The sequence below is a fragment of the Methylocapsa palsarum genome (assembly GCF_900114285.1).
In the GTDB taxonomy this organism is placed as follows: Bacteria; Pseudomonadota; Alphaproteobacteria; order Rhizobiales; family Beijerinckiaceae; genus Methylocapsa; species Methylocapsa palsarum.
In genome coordinates this window covers 1-1,110 of sequence record NZ_FOSN01000075.1, presented here as the reverse complement: position 1 = coordinate 1,110, position 1,110 = coordinate 1, and the positions used below count along the sequence as shown (strand labels likewise).

Below are 1,110 nucleotides of genomic sequence, written 5' to 3'. Positions count from 1 at the left end.
GTCGACAGCGCGATCGGCGCGCCTTCGAGCGCATAGCGCTCGGCCTGACGGTTCAGAGGCTGATGCTGGCCGAACTTCTCGAAGGCGATCATCGCCAGCAGGCTCGGTCCCGCCCATCCGCGCGCAACGACATGGAACGGCGCCGGCGCTTGCGTGATCTTCTCGCAATCCCGGCAGGAGAACTTTTCCCGCACGGTCTCGATCACCTTCCATTGACGCGGAATCGTCTCCAACGTTTGCGTCACATCCTCGCCGAGCTTGCGCAAGCGCAGGCCGCCGCAGCAGGCGCAAGCCGCCGGCCCTTCGATCACCACGCGCTCGCGCGGCAAATGCTCGGGGAACGTATCCCGCTCGGGCCGCTTGCGCGTGAAGCCGGCGACCGTCGTCGTCTTGGCGACGGCCCGCTCCGCCGCTAGTTCGTCTTCTGTCGCGCCGGTCTCCAACTCTTCAAAGGTGAGAGACAATTGATCGATCAGCCGCACTAATCGTTCCGACCGCTGCCCGTAGATCTGGCGCTCAAGCTTGGCGATCCTGAGCTTCTGCGCTGCGATCAGCGCCATGTCTTCAGACGTCTTCGCGCGAGCGACCGCCAGTTCCGCTTTCAGCGCGGCGTTTTCTGCTGCAAGAGCGGCGCGGACGGAGCCCATGACGAGAGTGAATCATACATCCCGCGATTCGTGACGCTCCAAAACGCGTCCGATCCCAAGTTTTTTCGTCGGATCAGCCCGCGCTTTTGGGCCGCCATGTCAGTTGCGGATTTCGCCAGTCGATCCCTTCCAGCATATAGGCCATCTGCGCCGCCGAGATCGAAACGGCGCCCTCCTTCGCCGACGGCCAGATGAACTTTCCCCGATCGAGCCGCTTGGCGTAGAGCGACAGGCCGACGCCGTCGTGCCAGAGGACTTTGGCGAGATCGCCGCGGCGGCCGCGGAAAATGTAGAGATCGCCAGCGTGAGGGTCGCGCTTCAACTGCTCCTGAACCCTGAAGCTCCAGGCCCTGCATGCCGCGGCGCATGTCCGTGCAGCCCGTCGCGATAAAGACCCGGCATCCCGCCGGCATCGGGATCACGACCGCAACGCCTTCAACGTCGCGGTGATCACTCCTGAGGG

General features: G+C 64.1%; 2 protein-coding genes. Both read right to left on the bottom strand.

Annotated features, from left to right (window positions below; genetic code table 11):
- A partial coding sequence (locus tag BM177_RS19350; RefSeq protein ID WP_139223771.1) for an IS66 family transposase occupies positions 1 to 647 on the bottom strand: 647 nt, incomplete at its 3' end.
- Between the two features lie 73 nt (positions 648 to 720).
- Entirely contained in the window at positions 721 to 969 is a 249-nt protein-coding gene (gene tnpB / locus BM177_RS19345; protein WP_244532464.1) for an IS66 family insertion sequence element accessory protein TnpB, read from the bottom strand.
- Positions 970 to 1,110 lie beyond the last annotated feature (141 nt).